Source organism: Enterobacter cloacae complex sp. IR5458, from assembly GCF_049238025.1.
GTDB lineage: Bacteria > Pseudomonadota > Gammaproteobacteria > Enterobacterales > Enterobacteriaceae > Enterobacter > Enterobacter kobei.
The window spans coordinates 1-18,804 of record NZ_JBMKIF010000051.1; the positions used below are offsets into that span (position 1 = coordinate 1).

Below are 18,804 nucleotides of genomic sequence, written 5' to 3' on the forward strand. Positions count from 1 at the left end.
GGGACCGTGGTCCCAGTTCCTTTTGGAGTGTGGCGTCAGCAATACGGTCGGATAACCGGATATGTCATGGCTCTCTGATGCATGGTGGGACCGTGGTCTCAGTTCCTTTTGGAGTGTGGCGTCAGCAATACGGTCGGATAACCGGGTATGTCATGGCTGTCTGGTGCAAGGTGAGACCGTGGTCCCACTCAGTTCTCTGACTTATTAAACATCTGCGGAAGCCTACTGTAGATCGTTTTATTTCCATTACATTCGGGCGGAAAAGAGTAAAACAGATTTTCTGAACAATATTGGACGGACTATTTCGGGGGGATACTGCTTGGGATATCTATATCCCGAAGCAGCATGTAAGACAGGAAAGAAACCAGAAGTGAATTATGGGGATTAAAGGCATCACTACGCAGGCTGAATCTGTTGTAAATCACGCAGTATGCTTTCAATCTTCTCGATACACTCGGCAGGTAAACGTGATTTATCGAGATTGAAAATCACCTTATCGCCTTTATAAAGGGCTGTCGCACCGGGTACAAACTGATGACGGGTACTCAGATTAACTTTTTTACCGGATGGCTCTTTCAGTACTTCCATAAGTAAGCCGATGACTTCTTCGGGTTCAAACATAACACCGGCAGTTTTTTGTTCATGAAGTTGCTGCATCTGTTGCAACAATAACGCCTCTTTGCCTGAGAACGCTTTGTACAGCGCCTCACCGGACCGGGCGGAAAGTTCACCAGGATGAGTAAAGAGGGCAACCACGGATTTTGGTAACAGGGCCGTATTTATGCAGCGCGTGATGATTTTACGGGAAATATTCTCGGCATCTGCCAGAGCGGAGACATTGCCGTTAAATTCATTTTCCAGCCGAAGTGCGTAGCGTTTGCCCCGCTCATAAGCACTGACAGGTCGGTAATCATTACCCAGCCGGGATAATGCCATCATCTGTGCGTCATCGAGATCCCCTACGAGAACCCGGTAATCGGAAGAAGTCAGTATGGCGGCTTTCCGGCGACGACTGCCATCGGCAACCTCGATAACGCCTTCCACCCTCCGCCCGAACGCCGGTGTCTGCTGCCCACTCAGGAGAAAAGAGGGGATCAGATCATCAAGTGCGTCTTCGGTCAGTAGTTCCTGGTCACGTTCATTACCTGACCAGACTCTCGATGCCGTTTCAATACTCTCGCCCGGGACAGTTTCCAGAATAAATTTCACTTCCCGGCCACAAACCGGAAGCAGAATGGCATTCCCGCGGGCCATGGCTCCCACCCGTGCAATTAATGAATCAACCATCGGTGCAGCAGGTGCCGCTGACGGATCAGTTTCGGGACGGATATCTTTTACGGTATGTTTTGGAATGACTGGTGCACGTTTCATTATCTGATCTCCCAGCGAGGTTTAATCAGGCGATCAAAAATTTCGTTACAGACAGGCTCCCAGATAGCCAGCGCATTTCGCCAGGCTCCTGTAGATGAGCGCTGATCGATAGCCTGCTCAAACACCGTTCTCATACGGATCTGACCTTTACCGACCTCGTCGGTCTCGCGTACAACGTTTTTCAGTACCATGCTTCCCCAGGCATCGCGGATCTGTTCTTCCATCCAGGGTGACTGTGAGCCATTGTTATTGCTGTACTTGGTCAGAAGAATTCTGACGTCAGGTTCAAAACCCTGCAGGTCCACGTTTTTTAACAAATCGCGCAGCATGTCAAAAAACTGAAGGGCAGAAGTGTAATCGAATAACTCTGCTGGCGTTGGCACGATGAGCACATCCGCAGCACAGACGACATTGATGGTGCCAATACCGAGGTTAGGTGCACTGTCGATAACAATGACATCATAATCATGAGCCACCGTTTCAATGGCCAGGCGAAGCATCATGTGGGGTTCTGTCGGTAATTTTCCGTCGTCATACCGACCCATAAGCTCAGTTTCGATACGATGCAGCGCCAGGCAAGAAGGAATAATATCAAGTCCAGGCCAGCAGGTGGGTTTTACCGCATAGGCGACATCATCACGCTCACCAAGATAAAAGGGAAGTAAGGTGTCTTCGGCATGGATGTGCAAATCAGGAACCCAGCCGTGGTACATGGAGGCGGTACCCTGAGGATCGTTCCCTTCCACAAGCAGTACCCGCAGTCCTTTCAGTGCCAGATCCTGTGCCAGATGTACAGATACAGATGTCTTATAGACCCCCCCCTTATGTGCTGCCACTGCAATGACGGGCGGAACGCTGTCATCAGGCCGCCGCAGGCGGGTGCCAAACACATCCCGCATATGGTTAATCTGTTCGATCGTGTAACCCACTCTCTGCTCAACCCGGCCACGCATTTCCATGTCCGGGTGAGGGAGGCGACCTGCTTTTTCTGCATCACGAATAGCCTGGGATGAGACACCAATTAAATCGGCAGCTTCTCCCACACGCCAGCGACGCGTAATTTTTCTTGCCTCAGGGCTGTCATCATTGAACTGAGCAACTGCAATAGCTTTCGTCATTTCGTGGCCGGCTGCTATGCACTGATCGAGCGTATTCATCAATCCCATTGTACGTTCCTTGAACTCAACTTTGCATTGATATATTAAATCTTGATAAAACAAGCAAAGCAACACTAAATTTGCAAACCTAAGCTAAAAATGCAAAGTTGGTCAATATGTGAGTATATGTAAGTCTGAAAGCATTCCTCCAGGTTTGACTGGCATATCTCAGTCAATATCTGCCGCTCGCCGCAGTAAGGATACGAACGAAGATCGTATTCGTCGAGGAAGCGGAATTGCTGCGTAATCATATGATCCACTGACGCTCTTTAGCTGAAAAGGGTATGGGATGGTGGATTTAAGATTTTAAAAATTGACTGTTATATGCAGTATCTTGACTATAGCGTGTAAGATATCTGGAAACGTAAAGGGTGACCGGTCGCTCTGCTCTGCATACCACTGTCAATATTAAAGTGTTTCGGTAATGTTCTTTTCCTGTTTAGCCAATGACTGGAATGCGTAATTTGTGTTGTCCTGTGTTTTTACAGGGCTCTGCTCAGGTTATTCATAGGGTAGATCCAGTAATTGATCCTTAAGGAGATCATAGTGAGATCAAAAAGAGATCCCCGGATCGTGCTGTGCACCGATATTACTGGCCTGAAGAGGGGGCATCATTTACTGAGGTATGTCATATCTTGACTGTTGTGTGCAGTCTCACATATTGCGGTATGCATTTGTATTAACTGGGGTATGTATTTCCGTTGACTGAGATATGCGTATATACTTGCTTTTGTGGATAACTGTCGGTGTTTAAAATGGCTAAGGAAAATAATGAGTTACCTCTGAATCTTGAGGAGGTGAACAAAACAACAGGTGAAGTTGTTAAGCTGGATGTTAACAGCGCCAGTACTGTTCAGCCTGTTGCGCTCATGAGGCTTGGTCTCTTCGTTCCTACGTTAAAATCGACGTCCAGGAGCAAGACTAACCGCAAAAACGTCACTGATGCGACTGAGGAGCTCGTACAGCTCTCTATTGCCAAAAGTGAAGGGTATACCGATGTCAGGATCACAGGATCGCGTCTTGACATGGATACGGACTTCAAAGTCTGGCTTGGGATCATTCGTTCGATGTCTGAGTGTGGCGTCAAAAATGACACACTTGAATTATCCTTTGTCGAATTCGTGAAGATGTGTGGTTTCGATTCCCGCCGCTCAAACCAGAAAATGCGTGACCGGATCAGCAATTCACTGTTTAAACTTGCGTCAGTAACCCTCAAATTTCAGAGCGAGACGAAAGGGTGGACAACACACCTGGTACAGTCCGCTTATTACGACATCACCGAGGATGTTGTTGAGATCAAGGCGGAACCTAAACTCTTCGAATTGTATCACATGGACAGGCGGGTTCTGTTGCGACTGAAAGCCATCGATGCCCTGCAGCGCAAGGAGTCTGCTCAGGCACTCTACACCTACATTGAAAGCCTCCCACAGAATCCCGCTCCTATTTCCATGAAACGCATGCGGGACAGACTGAACCTGACGTCAAACGTCTATACGCAGAATCACACGGTTCGCAAAGCCATGATGCAGTTGAAGGATATCGGTTATCTGGATTACACCGAATTCAAACGTGGGCGCTCCACATACTTCAGTGTGCATTATCGCAATTCAAAACTTATCAGCAGCACGGTGAAAGTTCCGCGCAAGCCAGAAGAAGAAATACCTGAACAGAATTACGATGAAGTGATTAACGCCCTGAAAGCTGCTGGAATTGATCCGCAGAAACTGGCAAAAGCCCTCGCCAGCGTCAAGCCCGATAATGACTGAGGTATGCAGAATTACATCTTATTGACTGTGGTATGCAGGGCGCATACCACAGTCAATAATTCTTCCCGGCAAAGACCCTACTCTTTATCCATTAAATTGACTGTCGTATGCAGATTTGGCTTCCGGAATGCAAATATTGACTACGGTATGTGATGAAGGTGGGTTCCTGTCGCTTACATTGACTGAGGTATGTTCGCGGGCACACCTCAGTCAATATCCTGCGAGGTTGATGAACGCTTCTTTGTCCTGACCTGTCTATTTGCCCGGGGGCAATGAACGCAGGATATCAGCGGCATCACGACCATCACTGGTAAACGGAACGGCAATTGTTGCGGCCAGCTCCAGCGCAAACACTCTGGTATACACTTCCATCGAACGCGGATCCTTATGGCCAGCCAGCGCCTGAATCACTTTCTTCGGCTGGCGGTGATACAGCATGTGCATAATATAGCTGTGGCGAAATGTGTGCGGCGTCACCGGGATGGAAAAATACACCCCGTCAGCGGCAGCACGACTGACGGCCTGTTTCAGCCAGTTGCGCATCGTTTCATCGGTGACGTCCCACAGCGGCTCCCGGCGGCGGGGGCGGGTGGTTACCATCCAGCTCTTCATCTGGTGCACGTAGCTCTTATCGGTGAGGGGTACCAGGCGCACTTCGTCTTTCGGCGGACGACCACGGCGGGCCCGTACTTTTTCTGACAGCACCTTTACGAACGGGCGCATCCCGTCGAGATCAAAAGATTCCGGGGTCAGCGTCCGGGATTCGCCGATCCTCACGCCGGTGTTCCAGAACGTCGAGAACAGCATGTAATGACGCAGGTCCGGCATATAGAAGAGGAGGGCGCTCACTTCCGGCGCCAGCAGATACGCCGGTGTCACCCCGTTCGCGGTGGCCAGACGACGCATGGCTACCGCGGTCGCAAAATCAACGCCCGGGGCGATGGGCAATAACGAAACGCGTTCTGGTGAATTCGGCAGGGGAATGACGTTGTTCATCTGTTATTTTTCACGTAGCGCACGCACTGTGTATGAATACAGGTATTTTGCACCTGACAGACCGATCCCGCCATGACAATAATTCGCAGCGCGCGGATCCTTTTATTGTCTTCTTCCGCATTATTGTGGGTAAAACCAAATACGTAAAGGATCATTTTTCCGCGTCGATCCTCGTTAAAGCCAGTCATGGCGCGTGCTGAGGGCATTTTTACGGCTTTTGGGAGAAATGGGGTAATGCCAGGATAAACAGGCTCGGAACGAAAGGGTAAGTAGCAACAGACGAGTGAAGGTGCGCTACGTGAATTCTGACCAGGTACACCCTTGTAACCCTGTCAGTTTTCACGTAACTAAAAAGTATCATTAAGAGTCATCAAGCAAAGTCAGCACTGCTAATAATGAAAATAATTTAGCTCTGTAATTACCGGATGCCCGTTTCAAGGAGATCCGACTTTCCTGAATATAGCAACTTTCCGGAAGTGTACCACGGTGAGGGAATAACCACACCGCCCTTTTCCGGTGCTGAGTGGCCGGTCACGGGGCAGGGGATAAACACAGCATAAAGAAGAAAACTCCGCTAACGGAGTGGCACATATTGTGTTTCCGCGCCGCAGCGAGCCGGTGAGATTCGCGGAGATCCGGAACTTGGGGTTTTCGGATCCCGAGCAACAAAGTGCATGATATTTCTCGTCAGTGCAAATATACATGCCTTATATAGTGAATTTTCACAATAATCCGTAATCAGCATTAGTCTTATGTCATTGTTAACACTATAAGCAATAAATACCCATATGCCCGCTCCGGATATAAAAGAAGGTCATCAAAAGTGTCCTCCGGCCGTCCGCGGCTGTGACGTCAGCTTCGTCACGTCTATCGGCCTGAAAAAGTTTCGGGTGACTGACGGGGCAGTAATGTTCAGGAAGCGCGACCGGATCATAATCCGGGAATGCTATTAGGATATCCTGAATCACGGTATTTCCCCGCCAGGATTCAGGCTCATATAAAACAGATATTGTATTCAGGGTTCCGGTAACAACGCTTTCTTACACACAGGACTGTATATGCGGCTCAGAAAATTAAAACTTACAAACTTCAGAGGCTACAGAAACTCTACTGAGATCAGTATCGATGAGGGCATGACGGGCATTGTCGGCCGAAATGACTTCGGTAAATCAACGCTTCTGGAAGCGCTGGCTATTTTTTTTGAAACAGAAGGAGTGAAGGCAGACAGGAATGACATGAACTGTTTCGGCCTGAGAGAAGGTGAGGGCCGTTTTGAAATCGCCTGTGAGTTCGATGACCTGCCCGATTTTATTATGATCGACGACAGGGTGCAGACCACTCTTGCTTCAGAACATTTGCTGAATAAAGACGGCAATTTTGAAATCGTCAAATCGTTTAAAGCCACGACCTCAGGAAAACCCGACCAGACCTGCATCCGCTGCATCCACCCGGAAGCGGAGCCCCTGAGAAATTTACTGGGGATGAAAATATCTGACCTCAGGGCGGCGGGTAAGGACATTGAAAAAAATGTGGCGGATAAACGCACAGCATCGTTATGGCGTCAGGCCATCAGGGACGCCGCTGCCCCCTATGCCTGTTCAGAAATATTACTGGATGTCGACAAAGAGTTCGGAACCGACACAAAATCATTATGGGGAAAGATCCTTGATTTGCTGCCCACCTATGCGATTTTCAAAGCTGACAGGGAAAGCAGCGACGGGGATTCCGAAGCCAGAAATCCCTTACAGCAGGCCGTAAAAGACGCTCAGGCTGCGCTGCAGGACAAAATAACAGCGCTGGAAAATGAGATTCAGGACAGTGTCCTGGATGTCGCGCAGAGAACGCTGGATAAATTACGTGAAATGGCCCCCGAACTCGCCAGTGAACTGACTCCACGATTTAAGGAAAAACCCAGGTGGACCTTTAATTTCACCCTGGACGGTGAAAATGGTATCCCCGTTAATAAGCGCGGCAGCGGGATAAGGAGGCTTATTCTGCTGAATTTTTTCAGGGCTGAGGCTGAGAAGAATGTCGCCGGGACGCCAAGAAATGTGATTTATGCAATTGAGGAACCTGAAACTTCACAGCATCCGAACTATCAGGTGATGCTGATGAAAGCGTTACTGGCACTGGCAGGCCAGCCGCACCGTCAGATTATCGTTACCACCCATGTCCCGGCGCTGGCTGGATTGATCCCTGTCGAAGGCGTACGTTATGTCACCCGAAATGAGACGGGTGAACCCGTTGTAAAAATGCCGGATGACACTGTGCTGAAGGAAGTAACTGAAAGCCTGGGAGTGTTGCCAGAGACTGGTATGGAAAGGGCTAAAGGCATTGTTCTGGTAGAAGGAAAGTCGGATGTTACGTTCCTGAGGCATGCGGCCAGTACATTAAAACAGTCCGGTGTGCTGTCCGCCTCTCTTGAGGACGTGAAAATTGTGCCCGTCCTGATCGGGGGATGTGGCAGCGTCAAACACTGGGTGACCTTAAATCTGGCCAATGACCTGGGGCTTCCCTGGTGCGTATTCCTGGACTCCGATACCGGGGGGGATCCTGCACAGGTTCAGTCCATTCAGAAGCGTAAAAAAGAAGTGGAGGATGCCGGTAAGCTCTTTTTCGCCACGCGCAAACGTGAAATAGAGAACTATCTGTGTCCGGACCTTATCGAAGAAATTACCGGTGTAGTCGTCACATTTACGGACACCTGTGATGCTAAAAAAATAATCGGACGGGCTGTGGGAATGAAACCCGATAATGTGCTTGATAAATTCTGGCCCCGGATGACAGCGGAAAGAATTATCTCAAGATCAACCTATCATGACGGAATGCAGGAAAGGATTGAGCTGGTTGAGATCCTGAACGACATTGTTTCCATGACGAGATAATGTGTAAAAAATATCACAGGTGCCTATATTCCGGTCCACAACAAAAGACCGGAGTACAGAATATAAAAAACCCGAAATTAATCGGGTTTTAATTATTTAACGTTTAACAGGCTCCCGTGCCCGGGAGTGGTTTAAAATTACGCTTATCATGGCGTTTTTGCAATCTTTATTTTTGGCTTCCAAGCCATTTATTCATCTGTTCGATTTCACCTTTCTGCGCTTTTATGATGTCCTGCGCAAGCTTTCTCATTTCGGGATCTTTTCCGTATTTGAGCTCGGTCTCAGCCATTGCGATTGCCCCTTCATGGTGTGCGATCATACCTTTTGCAAAGGCCTTATCGGGATTGGATTCATTAACGGCGGCCATCATTTTTTCATGCATATTTTTCATGCCAGCCATATATTCCTGTGATGATGCCGATGAGTGCATATCTGACATTTTCATTTCCGAATGTTCAGCAGAAATGGCTGGCAGGGATAACATTAATATTACAAAAAGGGTGTTTTTGATTTTCATATAATAATTCCTTTCAGACAGGTACCGGTTAAGTGTAGCTGAGTCAGACAAAAAAGCCCCCTGACGGGGGGCAAAAATGTAGCAACGTTGTTTCAGGAAAATCTATCAGGGAAAAGGTAACAGCACGGATACTACCGTCGCATTCAGCCTGCATTGATCATGCGGCGGTGCGCTTCGGCCATGGCCTGATGTGGGCCGGATTGCCCGTTATTCATGAATTCATGGGCAACCGCTGCTCTTTCATGCTCATTCATCGCCGCGTAAGACGTTGACGGGACGGTCGTGGATACCGTGTTATTTCCCATCATCTTCTGATGACTTTCCACCATTTTCTGGTGCGCATCCGCCGAGCCGTTCGTCATGGTTTCATGAGCAATAATGGCCTGTTCATGCTGGTCCATACCGGTCATACGAGGAGCAGTCCCCTGGATCCCGACAGGAGCCGCAGCAGACTGCATCTGGTGAGCAGGAGCCTGTGCATTGTTGACGCGATCATGGATATTCACGGTTTCAGTGGCCCAGGCCGATGAAATTAAACCAAAGCCCAGCAAAGATGCTAATACGATATTTTTCATGATAACTCTCCATTTCTGAATTAGTGATGTCCGGGGAAGTACAACCGGTGTTTTCAGTTCCATAACTGAAACAAGTTCGGCAGCGTTTATTTCTCCGGAAGAGGGCTGGATATTCATTTCCTGGCGTACTCTGACGCCGGGTATTGATGAAGCAATCCAGCCTTCCTGATAAGTTGCACTAATTATATCGAATGGCTTCTGTTTGCTGCATGACAGGCTAATGACATCTTTGTCATTTACATCTTTATTTTCAGCATTGGGTTTCCGGGATCATTTTCTCCAGTCTGGGCACGGATAAGATAAAACGCGTGGAGCGTACGTCTGATTCCACCTGCACTCTTCCGTGATGTGCTTCCACGATTGACTTCACAATCGCAAGGCCGATGCCGCTGCCTTCTCCTTTTCGTTGTCTGGATGGATCCACCCGATAAAAACGGTCAAACAGCCTTGATAAATGTTCTTCAGGGATCGGTTTCCCCGGATTTTCAATCACAAGGTCAAAAAAGCTCTCCTGCTCTCTTATTGAGACGGTGATTGCCTGTCCCTCCGGGGTATAACGCAGGGCATTGGATAACAGATTATTGATCGCCCTTCTGAACATTTGTGGATCTCCCTCAACCAGGCAGGGCATCCCGTCAAATTTGAGCGTGATATTGCGTTCTTCGGCCCAGGCTTCGAAAAACTCGAAGACTTTCATGACTTCCGCTCTGAGGTCAAACATGACCCTGTCAGGTATCAGCTGATTATTGTCTGCCTGCGCCAGGAACAGCATGTCGCTGACCATTTTGGTCATCCGGTTATACTCTTCCAGGCTGGAGTAGAGGACATCCTCAAGTTCCTTCTGGGTTCGATCCTGACTCAGCGCGATTTCAGTCTGTGTCACCAGATTGGTGATGGGCGTTCTGATCTCGTGCGCGATATCGGCAGAGAAATTGGCCTGGCGGGTAAAGACATCCTCAATCTTTCCAATCATATGATTGAACGAGATAACCAGTTGCTCCAGCTCAATGGGAACCCGTGTCGGTTCCAGCCGCGCATCAAGATTCTCGGAGGTGATGCTTTTAATGGCATTGCTGACATTACGAAGGGGCAGATGCCCCTGACGGACAGCGATGCGAATGATCAGAACAATCAGCAGGCTTATCACAACAGCGATTGCAATCAGATTTTTTTTCAGCGCATCAAGGTAATGGAGATGGAAATTAATGGAGAGGCCAGTCAGCATGACATAGTTCTGCTGTTTGCCCTGAAATATCGCCTGGCCAGAGGAGGCGATAATCCGGTATGTTTCCATCTTCATTCCGGACCCGGTATCCATCGGTCCCGCAGGATCCTCCACCGTCCAGAGAAAGACATCCCGTGCGCGGCTGTGCTCGCTAAAATCTGCTGAATTCGCTGCCGGGCGTAGTGCCGCCCCCTGAGCTGAGCTCAAGAGCACTTCACCCCTGGGATTGAGGAGCAAAAGGGCAACGTTGCGGTAGCTGGCAATTGATTCCTTTATTTTGCTTACTTTTTTTTCATCCGGATCTGCCGGGGACTGGAGTATACGGCTCAGTGTGGTGCTGATTTGTTGCAGATCGCTGACATCCTGCTCGGCAAAATGCTTTTCAACAGAATGCAGCATAAACCAGGTGAAGGCGATAAACGCCAGTATTGTGGACAGGCTGATAAAAAAGGTCAGCCGCAGAGCGAGTGAGAAAGGTCGTCTGGACGGTTTGCTATGCATCCGGGATCTCCAGCATGTAGCCCACGCCCCGCACTGTCTGGATCAGTTTTGTCCCGTAATCGTTGTCTATTTTAGCGCGGAGTCGCTTTACTGCGACATCAATCGCGTTAGTGTCGCTGTCAAAATTCATGTCCCAGACCTGAGAGGCAATCAGGGAGCGGGGAAGAACTTCTCCCTGATGGCGAATGAAGAATTCCAGCAAGCTGAACTCTTTACTGGTGAGCACAATGCGGTTCCCGGCGCGGCTGACTTTTCTGGATACGAGATCAACCGAGAGGTCAGCCACTTTAAGCTGGCTTTCCGTGATCATCGTGTTTCCCCGCCTGAGGAGGGTTCTTACCCGGGCGAGCAGTTCAGCAAACGCAAAGGGCTTCACCAGATAATCGTCCGCACCCAGCTCAAGTCCTTTGACCCTGTGTTCAATCGTGCCAAGGGCCGTCAGCAGTAATACCGGCATCCCCTTTCCGGCACTGCGCAGCATACGGATGATATCCCAGCCGTTTACATCAGGCAGCATGATATCCAGGATGACTAAATCATACTCGGCTGTCATGGCAAGATGATATCCGGTCAGACCATTATCAGCGTGATCCACGACGAACCCCGCCTCTGTCAGCCCCTTGCTGAGATATTCACCTGTTTTAATTTCGTCTTCAACGATTAATATTTTCATCATGCTCCCCGGCTGGCTGCTAATGTCATTTTATTGCGCCCACGATCGTTATCAACGGATTACAGCAAAAATGACAACATTGTCATTATCCTGTCACCCGGCAAACAGAGAGCGTTCGGTAAAGTATCCCTATCAATACTCTGGACTTCGTTTGAACCATTTACCAGGTCTGCCTGTACGAGAAGCGTTATGTTCAAATTAAAATTACTCAGCATCAGTACCATATTCATCCTGGCTGGTTGTGTTTCTCTGGCACCTGAATATCAGCGTCCGCCAGCTCCGGTTCCCCAGCAGTTTTCATTGTCTAAAAACAGTCTGACGCCTGCGGTAAACAGCTATCAGGATACGGGCTGGCGAAACTTTTTTGTCGATCCCCAGGTCAGCAGGCTGATCGGTGAAGCCCTGAATAATAACCGTGATTTGAGAATGGCTGCCCTGAAGGTTGAAGAGGCCCGGGCCCAGTTCAACGTCACGGATGCAGATCGTTATCCCCAACTGAATGCCTCATCCGGGATCACATACAACGGTGGTCTGAAAGGTGACAAGCCGACCACACAGGAGTACGACGCGGGTCTGGAGCTCAGCTATGAGCTCGATTTTTTTGGCAAACTTAAGAACATGAGTGAGGCTGATCGCCAGAACTACTTTGCCAGCGAAGAAGCCCGTCGTGCCGTACACATCCTGCTGGTCTCCAACGTTTCACAGAGCTATTTCAGCCAGCAACTGGCGTACGAACAACTCCGTATTGCGCGGGAAACGCTGAAAAATTATGAACAGTCCTATGCTTTCGTTGAGCAACAGCTCGTGACCGGGAGTACGAACGTTCTGGCACTTGAACAGGCGAGAGGACAAATCGAAAGTACCCGCGCCGAAATAGCCAAACGAGAAGGCGATCTGGCTCAGGCAAACAATGCCCTGCAACTGGTGCTGGGAACGTACCGCGCACTTCCGTCAGAAAAAGGGATGAAAGGCGGGGAGATCGCACCAGTAAAATTGCCACCAAATCTATCTTCACAAATTTTGCTGCAGCGACCGGATATTATGGAAGCGGAATATCAGCTGAAAGCGGCTGATGCCAATATTGGCGCAGCGCGAGCGGCCTTTTTCCCCTCCATTACCCTGACCAGTGGTCTTTCCGCAAGCAGTACGGAGCTGTCAAGCCTGTTTACGTCAGGAAGTGGAATGTGGAATTTTATCCCTAAAATTGAAATTCCTATTTTTAATGCTGGCAGGAATAAAGCCAATCTGAAGCTGGCTGAAATTCGCCAGCAACAATCGGTGGTTAATTACGAACAAAAAATTCAGTCAGCCTTTAAGGATGTTTCCGACACGCTTGCGCTGCGCGACAGCCTTAGCCAGCAACTTGAGTCACAGCAGCGTTATCTTGATTCACTTCAGATAACTCTCCAGCGTGCCAGAGGATTATATGCAAGTGGTGCTGTCAGTTACATCGAAGTGCTGGATGCAGAACGTTCCCTCTTCGCTACGCAGCAAACCATTCTCGATCTTACCTATTCCCGACAGGTTAACGAAATTAATCTGTTTACCGCGCTGGGTGGCGGTTGGGTAGAGTAAATTTATTTAATTAATCAGGAAATTAAAAATGCGTAATTCACTTAAAGCCGTTTTATTTGGTGCCTTCTCTGTCATGTTTTCTGCCGGTCTTCATGCTGAAACACATCAGCATGGCGATATGAATGCTGCCAGTGATGCTTCGGTACAGCAGGTTATCAAGGGCACCGGTGTCGTTAAAGACATTGATATGAATAGTAAAAAGATTACCATTTCGCACGAAGCAATCCCTGCTGTGGGCTGGCCTGCAATGACCATGCGCTTCACTTTTGTTAATGCAGACGACGCTATCAATGCCCTGAAAACCGGCAACCATGTCGATTTCTCGTTTATTCAGCAGGGCAACATCTCCTTACTCAAAAGCATTAACGTTACGCAATCCTGATTATCAGTCCGGAGCGAATACATCCAGTGCGCCTGAACATTCATTAAGGGATTACTGTGAATGAATGATCGGGCGCATATGCCAGGTGTTTTGATTTTTCAGCGAGAAATTGTATGGCTTCTTTAAAGATAAAATATGCTGCAATAATTATCAGCAGCCTCATAGCAGGGGGGCTGATATCGGTTACTGCCTGGCAGTATGTAAACTCATCACAAAAAACAGTACAAACCGAACAAAAGGCACCGGAGCGAAAGGTACTTTTCTGGTATGACCCGATGAAACCGGATACCAAATTTGATAAACCCGGAAAATCTCCCTTTATGGATATGGACCTGGTGCCGAAATATGCTGATGAAAGTGGCGATAAAAGCAGTGGCGGGATCCGTATCGATCCAACCCAGGTTCAGAATCTGGGATTAAAAACGCAAAAAGTTACGCGAGGAATGCTGAATTATTCCCAGACAATCCCGGCTAATGTCAGTTACAACGAGTATCAGTTTGTCATTGTGCAGGCGCGTTCTGACGGTTTCGTCGAAAAAGTGTATCCCCTGACGATTGGCGATCATGTGAAGAAAGGCACTCCGCTTATCGATATCACCATTCCTGAATGGGTTGAGGCACAAAGTGAGTTCCTGCTGTTATCCGGTACAGGCGGTACGTCAACCCAGATAAAAGGGGTTCTGGAGCGACTTCGTCTGGCTGGTATGCCGGAAGAGGATATTCAAAGGCTGCGTTCAACCCGCACAATCCAGACCCGTTTTACCATTAAAGCACCTATTGATGGTGTCATTACTGCGTTTGACCTGCGCACCGGAATGAATATTTCGAAAGATAAAGTAGTGGCTCAGATTCAGGGGATGGACCCGGTCTGGATCAGCGCTGCAGTGCCAGAATCTATCGCCTATCTGCTGAAAGATACGTCGCAGTTTGAAATTTCGGTACCGGCTTATCCGGATAAAACATTCCATGTCGAAAAATGGAACATTCTTCCCAGCGTGGATCAGACAACCCGTACGCTTCAGGTCCGTCTCCAGGTTTCTAATAAGGATGAGTTTCTCAAGCCGGGCATGAATGCCTATCTGAAACTGAATACCAAGAGCCAGGAGATGCTGCTGATACCAAGCCAGGCCGTTATCGATACCGGCAAAGAACAGCGCGTGATTACTGTTGATGATGAAGGCAAGTTTGTGCCGAAACAGATCCACGTTCTGCATGAATCACAGCAACAGTCCGGCATTGGCTCCGGCCTGAATGAAGGCGATACCGTGGTGGTCAGTGGCCTGTTCCTCATTGACTCCGAAGCCAATATTACGGGCGCGCTGGAACGTATGCGCCACCCTGAAAAAACAGAAAACAGTATGCCAGCAATGTCTGAGCAGCCTGTAAATATGCATTCAGGGCACTGAGGAGACGACGATGATTGAATGGATTATCCGGCGCTCTGTCGCCAACCGTTTCCTGGTCATGATGGGCGCACTGTTTCTCAGCATCTGGGGCACATGGACGATAATTAACACGCCGGTCGATGCGCTGCCTGACCTGTCAGATGTGCAGGTCATTATTAAAACCAGCTATCCCGGACAGGCCCCGCAGATTGTAGAAAACCAGGTCACCTATCCGCTTACCACCACCATGCTGTCCGTACCTGGCGCAAAAACCGTGCGTGGCTTTTCACAGTTCGGTGATTCGTATGTGTATGTCATTTTTGAAGACGGCACCGATCTGTACTGGGCCCGTTCGCGCGTGCTGGAATACCTGAATCAGGTTCAGGGCAAACTGCCTGCGGGTGTGAGCTCTGAAATCGGCCCGGACGCCACGGGAGTGGGCTGGATATTTGAATATGCCCTTGTCGATCGCAACGGAAAACACGACCTTTCAGAACTGCGCTCTCTGCAGGACTGGTTCCTGAAATTTGAGCTGAAAACCATCCCGAACGTGGCTGAGGTCGCTTCGGTTGGCGGCGTGGTGAAACAGTACCAGATTCAGGTCAATCCGGTAAAACTGTCCCAGTACGGTATCAGCCTGCCCGAAGTGAAACAGGCACTTGAATCGTCTAACCAGGAGGCCGGTGGCTCATCCGTTGAAATGGCCGAAGCGGAGTATATGGTCCGTGCCAGCGGTTATCTTCAGAGCATTGATGATTTTAATAACATCGTCCTGAAAACAGGTGAGAACGGCGTGCCGGTTTATCTGCGGGATGTTGCCCGCGTGCAGACCGGGCCCGAAATGAGGCGTGGTATTGCCGAGCTGAACGGCCAGGGAGAAGTCGCTGGCGGCGTGGTGATCCTGCGGTCGGGTAAAAATGCGCGCGACGTTATCACGGCAGTGAGGGATAAACTGGAGACGCTGAAGGCCAGCCTGCCGGAAGGCGTTGAAATCGTGACCACCTACGATCGCAGCCAGTTAATCGACCGGGCGATTGATAACCTCAGTTCCAAACTTCTGGAAGAGTTTATCGTGGTGGCCATCGTCTGTGCTCTGTTCCTGTGGCACGTACGTTCTGCCCTGGTGGCGATTATCTCTCTGCCGCTTGGCCTGTGTATCGCCTTTATCGTCATGCACTTCCAGGGACTGAACGCCAATATCATGTCGCTGGGAGGGATAGCGATTGCCGTCGGTGCGATGGTGGATGCCGCCATTGTGATGATTGAAAATGCGCACAAACGGCTTGAGGAGTGGGATCATCAGCATCCGGGTGAGCAGATTGACAACGCCACCCGCTGGAAGGTGATTACCGACGCCTCCGTGGAAGTGGGACCCGCGTTGTTCATTAGCCTGCTGATCATCACCCTGTCCTTTATTCCTATCTTTACCCTGGAAGGGCAGGAAGGTCGTCTGTTTGGCCCGCTGGCATTCACGAAAACGTACTCCATGGCGGGAGCGGCCGCACTGGCCATCATCGTCATTCCTATTCTGATGGGATTCTGGATCCGGGGGAAAATTCCTGCCGAGACAAGTAACCCCCTGAACCGGGTGCTGATCAAAGCGTATCATCCTTTGCTGCTGCGGGTCCTCCACTGGCCAAAAACAACCCTGCTGGTTGCGGCCTTGTCCATTTTCACGGTTATCTGGCCACTGAGTCAGGTGGGCGGTGAATTTCTGCCGAAGATTAACGAGGGCGATCTGCTGTATATGCCGTCGACCTTGCCTGGCGTCTCTCCGGCAGAAGCTGCAGCGCTCCTGCAGACAACAGACAAGTTAATCAAAAGCGTTCCTGAAGTGGCTTCTGTATTTGGCAAGACCGGTAAAGCAGAGACCGCAACGGATTCCGCGCCGCTCGAAATGGTGGAAACCACGATCCAGCTCAAACCTGAGGATCAGTGGCGTCCCGGCATGACAATTGACAAGATTATTGATGAACTCGACAGGACAGTCCGTTTACCGGGTCTGGCAAACCTCTGGGTGCCGCCTATCCGTAACCGTATTGATATGCTCTCAACCGGGATCAAAAGCCCGATAGGTATCAAAGTGTCCGGGACTGTTCTGTCCGATATCGACGCGACGGCGCAGAGTATCGAGGCGGTAGCCAAAACCGTGCCTGGCGTGGTGTCTGTCCTGGCTGAGCGACTTGAGGGCGGGCGCTACATCGATATCGATATCAACCGGGAGAAAGCCTCCCGCTACGGGATGACGGTAGGTGATGTCCAGCTGTTCGTCTCTTCAGCAATCGGAGGTGCTATGGTGGGTGAGACGGTTGAAGGGGTGGCCCGGTACCCTATTAACATTCGCTACCCGCAGGATTACCGGAACAGTCCGCAGGCGCTGAAACAGATGCCGATCCTGACCCCGATGAAGCAGCAGATCACGCTGGGCGATGTCGCGGATATTAACGTCGTTTCTGGACCAACCATGCTGAAAACCGAAAATGCCCGGCCAGCCAGCTGGATTTATGTTGATGCCCGCGGCAGGGACATGGTGTCGGTGGTTAACGACATTAAGACGGCCATCAGCGAGAAAGTGAAACTGAGACCGGGAACCAGTGTGGCATTCTCCGGACAGTTTGAACTGCTTGAGCATGCCAACAAGAAACTGAAGCTGATGGTGCCGATGACGGTGATGATCATTTTCATCCTGTTGTATCTGGCATTCCGCCGGGTTGACGAAGCCCTGCTGATCCTGATGAGCCTGCCGTTCGCCCTGGTTGGCGGAATATGGTTCCTGTACTGGCAGGGCTTCCATATGTCAGTGGCGACCGGAACCGGGTTTATCGCCCTGGCCGGGGTGGCAGCAGAGTTTGGCGTGGTCATGCTGATGTATCTGCGTCATGCCATTGAAGCGCACCCGGAATTGTCCCGTAAAGAGACGTTCACACCGGAAGGTCTTGATGAAGCCCTCTATCATGGTGCCGTACTGCGTGTCCGGCCGAAAGCCATGACCGTGGCGGTGATCATTGCGGGTCTGCTGCCAATACTCTGGGGAACCGGCGCAGGTTCAGAAGTCATGAGCCGTATTGCGGCACCCATGATTGGTGGGATGATCACGGCTCCGCTGCTGTCCCTGTTCATTATTCCTGCCGCCTACAAATTAATCTGGCTGCGCAGACATAAAAAAAGCGTGTCCTGAACCTGAAAGGGCACCCCCTGTGGGTGTCCTTCTTTACTGATTCACCCTGACGTCAGGGTTTATATCGATAATATACAGAGGTGAGTATGAAAAAAGTGGTTCTAATGGCGCTGGCTCTCGGCCTTTCACTACCCGCGATGGCGAGTGAAAAAGTGATTGATATGTACAAATCTGAAAACTGTGGCTGTTGTTCCCTGTGGGGCAAAGCGATGGAAAAAGACGGGTTCGAAGTACGAACTCACGTCATGAATGATCAGGCGCTGTCAGCCCTGAAAGAAAAGCATGCTGTTCCTGCAGGACTACGAAGTTGTCATACCGCGGTTGCCGGTAATTTGATCATTGAAGGCCATGTGCCTGCGACAACGATACATAAGGCAATGCAGTCTGGTTCGGGTATATACGGTCTCGCCACCCCCGGTATGCCAGCAGGAAGTCCTGGAATGGAGATGGGAGCCCGAAAAGAGGCTTACGATGTTATCGCATTCTCACCGGATGGAAGTAAAAAAGTCTTCCAGCGAATCGAATAGTCAGCGGAACGGCTGATAACGGGACGCCGGTAGCAGTGATCTTGACCCGCCATTTCCGGACAGCTTTTGTATCTTAAGTTAACGATGCCCG

Annotated in this window: 14 protein-coding genes; 7 read left to right on the top strand and 7 right to left on the bottom strand. The window is 49.9% G+C overall.

Features of this window, described 5'->3' with window-relative positions:
* Positions 1-396: 396 nt before the first annotated feature.
* Positions 397-1,371, bottom strand: a complete 975-nt coding sequence (locus ACOTYN_RS23895) for a ParB/RepB/Spo0J family plasmid partition protein (RefSeq protein ID WP_088545116.1) — start codon at positions 1,369-1,371, stop codon at positions 397-399.
* Positions 1,371-2,537 carry a plasmid-partitioning protein SopA gene (sopA, locus tag ACOTYN_RS23900; protein WP_088545117.1) on the bottom strand — a complete coding sequence of 389 codons (1,167 nt, stop codon included), beginning with the start codon at positions 2,535-2,537 and terminating at the stop codon, positions 1,371-1,373. Before sopA ends, ACOTYN_RS23895 begins: the two co-directional genes overlap by 1 nt.
* 746 nt (positions 2,538-3,283) lie before the next feature.
* On the opposite strand from sopA, the gene ACOTYN_RS23905 reads away from it, so the two are divergent.
* A complete protein-coding gene (locus ACOTYN_RS23905) occupies positions 3,284-4,294 on the top strand; it encodes a RepB family plasmid replication initiator protein (RefSeq protein ID WP_088545125.1) in 1,011 nt (336 codons plus the stop codon).
* Between the two features lie 255 nt (positions 4,295-4,549).
* Here the strand turns inward: ACOTYN_RS23905 and ACOTYN_RS23910 are convergent, their stop codons facing one another.
* Positions 4,550-5,290 (bottom strand): tyrosine-type recombinase/integrase, encoded by a 741-nt coding sequence (locus tag ACOTYN_RS23910; protein WP_088545118.1) that lies wholly within the window; start codon positions 5,288-5,290, stop codon positions 4,550-4,552.
* A 1,058-nt stretch (positions 5,291-6,348) separates the two neighbouring features.
* On the opposite strand from ACOTYN_RS23910, the gene ACOTYN_RS23915 reads away from it, so the two are divergent.
* The gene (locus tag ACOTYN_RS23915; RefSeq protein ID WP_127851252.1) at positions 6,349-8,175 is read left to right on the top strand and encodes an AAA family ATPase; all 1,827 of its coding nucleotides are present in this window, start codon (positions 6,349-6,351) and stop codon (positions 8,173-8,175) included.
* A 166-nt stretch (positions 8,176-8,341) separates the two neighbouring features.
* On the opposite strand, the gene copM is transcribed toward ACOTYN_RS23915, so the two are convergent.
* The 4 genes from copM to silR all read right to left on the bottom strand — a co-directional run bounded on the left by copM (position 8,342) and on the right by silR (position 11,666).
* On the bottom strand, positions 8,342-8,692 hold the full coding sequence (copM, locus tag ACOTYN_RS23920; protein WP_000694954.1) for a CopM family metallochaperone: 351 nt from the start codon (positions 8,690-8,692) through the stop codon (positions 8,342-8,344).
* Between the two features lie 143 nt (positions 8,693-8,835).
* Complete coding sequence (gene silE, locus ACOTYN_RS23925; protein ID WP_000790483.1) at positions 8,836-9,267, bottom strand: silver-binding protein SilE; 432 nt, start codon at positions 9,265-9,267, stop codon at positions 8,836-8,838.
* A gap of 250 nt (positions 9,268-9,517) precedes the next feature.
* Positions 9,518-10,993 carry a copper/silver sensor histidine kinase SilS gene (gene silS, locus ACOTYN_RS23930; protein WP_332959333.1) on the bottom strand — a complete coding sequence of 492 codons (1,476 nt, stop codon included), beginning with the start codon at positions 10,991-10,993 and terminating at the stop codon, positions 9,518-9,520.
* Positions 10,986-11,666: a copper/silver response regulator transcription factor SilR gene (silR, locus tag ACOTYN_RS23935; RefSeq protein WP_001572351.1), complete on the bottom strand. Its 681-nt coding sequence runs from the start codon at positions 11,664-11,666 to the stop codon at positions 10,986-10,988. The genes silS and silR overlap by 8 nt, the downstream gene beginning before the upstream one ends.
* A 189-nt stretch (positions 11,667-11,855) precedes the next feature.
* Here silR and silC point away from each other — a divergent pair, with 189 nt between their 5' ends.
* From silC to ACOTYN_RS23960, 5 genes are all read left to right on the top strand, one after another.
* Positions 11,856-13,241 (top strand): Cu(+)/Ag(+) efflux RND transporter outer membrane channel SilC, encoded by a 1,386-nt coding sequence (gene silC / locus ACOTYN_RS23940; RefSeq protein ID WP_000475512.1) that lies wholly within the window; start codon positions 11,856-11,858, stop codon positions 13,239-13,241.
* A gap of 28 nt (positions 13,242-13,269) precedes the next feature.
* Entirely contained in the window at positions 13,270-13,623 is a 354-nt protein-coding gene (gene cusF, locus ACOTYN_RS23945; RefSeq protein ID WP_001246153.1) for a cation efflux system protein CusF, read from the top strand.
* A 113-nt stretch (positions 13,624-13,736) separates the two neighbouring features.
* A complete protein-coding gene (gene silB, locus ACOTYN_RS23950) occupies positions 13,737-15,029 on the top strand; it encodes a Cu(+)/Ag(+) efflux RND transporter periplasmic adaptor subunit SilB (protein ID WP_001485328.1) in 1,293 nt (430 codons plus the stop codon).
* A gap of 10 nt (positions 15,030-15,039) precedes the next feature.
* The gene (gene silA / locus ACOTYN_RS23955; protein WP_000574021.1) at positions 15,040-18,186 is read left to right on the top strand and encodes a Cu(+)/Ag(+) efflux RND transporter permease subunit SilA; all 3,147 of its coding nucleotides are present in this window, start codon (positions 15,040-15,042) and stop codon (positions 18,184-18,186) included.
* A gap of 86 nt (positions 18,187-18,272) precedes the next feature.
* Positions 18,273-18,713, top strand: coding sequence for a DUF411 domain-containing protein (locus tag ACOTYN_RS23960; protein ID WP_008322815.1), 441 nt, complete (start codon positions 18,273-18,275; stop codon positions 18,711-18,713).
* The last annotated feature ends 91 nt before the right edge of the window (positions 18,714-18,804 follow it).